General features: G+C 50.7%; 3 protein-coding genes and 1 pseudogene. 3 read left to right on the top strand and 1 reads right to left on the bottom strand.

The features are described from left to right. From ACTHUE_RS14115 to ACTHUE_RS14105, 3 genes are all read left to right on the top strand, one after another. Window positions 1–1,232: diflavin oxidoreductase (locus ACTHUE_RS14115; RefSeq protein ID WP_440423787.1), on the top strand; the 1,232-nt coding region annotated here is incomplete at its 5' end. Window positions 1,233–1,681: 449 nt separating this feature from the next. Next, complete coding sequence (locus ACTHUE_RS14110; protein WP_107791809.1) at window positions 1,682–2,188, top strand: hypothetical protein; 507 nt, start codon at window positions 1,682–1,684, stop codon at window positions 2,186–2,188. A 90-nt stretch (window positions 2,189–2,278) separates the two neighbouring features. Continuing rightward, window positions 2,279–2,866, top strand: a complete 588-nt coding sequence (locus ACTHUE_RS14105; RefSeq protein ID WP_070461669.1) for a hypothetical protein — start codon at window positions 2,279–2,281, stop codon at window positions 2,864–2,866. Window positions 2,867–2,919: 53 nt separating this feature from the next. Here the strand turns inward: ACTHUE_RS14105 and ACTHUE_RS14100 are convergent. Next, window positions 2,920–3,149 (bottom strand): annotated as a pseudogene (locus ACTHUE_RS14100) (hypothetical protein); the annotation flags it as partial.

Below are 3,149 nucleotides of genomic sequence, written 5' to 3'. Positions count from 1 at the left end.
ATGCCGACGCATGGATTGCCGCCGTCGTACCCAAAGTGGCCGAATTAACCGCCCAAGCAACAAGCCCAAGTACAACCGCCGCATCAAACGGCTCAGCAACACCAAGCAGCGGCACCATCTACACCAAAGAAAACCCCTACACAGCCACCCTCTCCGTGCGCCAGAAAATCACCTCACGCACCGCAGAAAAAGACGTCGAACACATCGAAATCGACCTCAGCGGCTCAGGTTTGCATTATCAGGCAGGCGACGCACTCGGCGTATGGCCGCTGAATGCCGCCGACCTCGTTCAAGAAATCCTCGACCTCAACCAACTGACCGGCAGCGAAACCGTCCAACTTTCAGACGGCCGCGAAACCGACATCCGCACCGCCCTGACCGAATCCGCAGACATCACCCAAAACACACCGGCATTCGTCCAACAATACGCCGAATTAACAAACAACGAAGAACTCAAAGCCATAGCCGCAGATAAAGCCCAACTGGATGCCTACCTCGCCGCCACACCGCCCGTAGGCGTATTCGCAGCCTATCCGCACCCACTGGACGCACAAACCCTATACAGCCTCTTCCGCCCACAAACCCCGCGCCTTTACTCCATCGCCTCCGCACAAGACGAAGTCGGCGAAGAAGTCCACCTCACCATCGGCGTCGTCCGTTTCGACCACCACGACCACACCTACACCGGCGCAGCATCCGGCTACTTGGGTGAACGCCTCGAAGAAGGCAGCGAAGTCCGCGTCTTTGTCGAACCCAACCCCAACTTCCGCCTGCCGCAAAACAGCGATACACCCATCATCATGATCGGCGCAGGCACAGGCGTCGCCCCCTTCCGCTCCTTCATGCAACAACGCGCCGCCAATGGCGACAGCGGCAAAAACTGGCTCTTCTTCGGCAACCAACGCCTGGCTGACGACTTCCTCTACCAACTCGAATGGAGTGATTGGCGCAAAGACGGCCTCCTTACCCGCGCCGACCTCGCATGGAGCCGCCAAGGCGAACACAAAGTCTATGTCCAACACAAAATCACCGAACGCGCCGCCGAAGTTTGGAACTGGCTGCAACAAGGCGCACACATCTACGTCTGCGGCGACGCAGCACGCATGGCGCGCGATGTCGAAAACGCCCTGATCGAAGTCATCGAAACCCAAGGCAAACTCAGCCGCGACGAAGCCGAGGACTACCTCAACGACCTGCGCGAAGACAAACGCTACCAACGCGACGTTTATTGATTGGACAAGCCAAAATAAAGGCCGTCTGAAAGCTGAATTTCAGACGGCCTTTTTAAGGAACTTGCTCGGATTGTTATCAATTTATCTTGTCTTGCATTATAATTATGCAAATTTGACTCACTCGAAAGAAAATAAATTGGAAGGATTACAACAACTTGTAGATTTATTGGTGGGTTTTATCGATTGGATATTGAAATTACTGGCCTTCTTGTTTTAAACTACGTTCCATACTTTTATACATTAAAGACGTATTTTCATCATGCAAACCGCGCAATGCTCCGCTACTTTCTTCTATTGGTACCACACAAACGTGCGGTACTTTTTTGCGCTTGTCTGAAACAGACCAAATTGAAAATACGCAAATCAGAGCCGCCTCATTTGAGCGGCTTTTTTTATACCCACCATGGCCGCTTAAATCCACCCATTTTTAAGAAATAAGGAATACAGCCATGACCGCTTCAACTAAAATCCACAGCCAAACTCAAATGTTACACACCTGCCGCATGGTCGTTGACAGCAACAGCCACCACAGCATGTCCAACACGCTCACTTTGCCTGATACGCCCGACAACCTCATCAGCGAAGCCTTAATTCCGCAAGTACGCACCATCGCGACTTTGATTGCCGCAGAGCGTCACGATTTCAATCAAAGCAGCCCCAGCGTTTTTACTGATGAAGCGGATTTCTTCGCGGCGCGTATTTTGGTTTTGGGCGTACGCCGTTTCCATTTGGACATTACCCTGTTGCCCATGCTCAAAACCGCCAACAAACGCGCCGAAGCCTTCGCCAAACGCCATCACATGCCCTTCTCTCCCGCTGAAATGCAAATGTCCCTGCACACCCGCCGCCCTGCCAACCTGCTGATTATCGAAACCGAACACGAGATGCCTACACTGGGCAATCTGGCCGCCAACAGCCGTGCATTTGCCGCGCAACTTTCCAATATTATTTTGTAAAACCACTTGAAAAACAGGGAAATGGTTTAATATTAGGCAAACACACTCCGCCGAAATCTCGGCAAAGACAAACTTCTCTCAGGAAAAACAATGAAAAAACTGATTGCCTTAGCCGCCCTTTCCACTTTTGCCCTCGCTGCCTGCAAAGACAATACCCAAGCGCAGCTTGAGCAACAACAAAAACAAATCGAAGCATTGCAACAACAGTTGGCACAACAAAACGGCCAACAAGAAGACAATACGGTTTACCAGCTCACGCCTGAAGCCGTGAAAGACACCATTCCTGCCGAGGCACAAGCCAACGGCAACAACGGCCAACCGGTAACCGGTACAGACGGTCAACAATACATCTACGACCAATCCACCGGCAGCTGGCTGCTGCAAAGCTTGGTGGGCGCGGCAGCCGGTGCATTTATCGGCAACGCATTGGCCAACAAATTCACACAGGCGCGCAATCAAAACAGCCCGATTGCCCGTCAAGCCCGTACCAACTATTATCAAACCGCACGTCCAAACGGACGCACCAGCCAACAGCTGAATACGCGCACCCTGCGTGCCCAACAGCAAAATGCGCAACAACAAAACGCTCAACAGCAACAGCGTTACCGCGAAACCGCGCGTCAGCCTTCCAACTACCGCCGCCCAAGCATGGGTCGGGGCTTTGGCCGCCGTCGCTGATTCGGTTTAATATTCCATCTTTCGTGCTGAAGCACACACTTTACGCATGGATTTTAGGTTTCATGCAGGCTACAGTTTGTTTGAGAATATGTTTTTTGTATTTCTTTACACTTTTTTTGATATTCAGGGTGAGCTATTAAGAAATCAGATATTGCAATATGAAAGTAATGATATGCTAAATTAATAGGTATAATTAATTCTTCAGGATTGAAATCATCTCCAACTGAAAAATAAATAGAAGGAGCTTTATCAATATACTCAAATCCATTTACCTCTTCATAAT

It is taken from the genome of Neisseria sp. P0021.S005, from assembly GCF_051956955.1.
This window is presented reverse-complemented; position numbering and strand designations above follow the sequence as displayed.

Bases quoted from the DNA above. Each gene is read 5' to 3' on its own strand.
- ACTHUE_RS14110 (WP_107791809.1), top strand. From the start codon at position 1,682: ATGACCGCTTCAACTAAAATCCACAGCCAAACTCAAATGTTACACACC.
- ACTHUE_RS14105 (WP_070461669.1), top strand. From the start codon at position 2,279: ATGAAAAAACTGATTGCCTTAGCCGCCCTTTCCACTTTTGCCCTCGCT.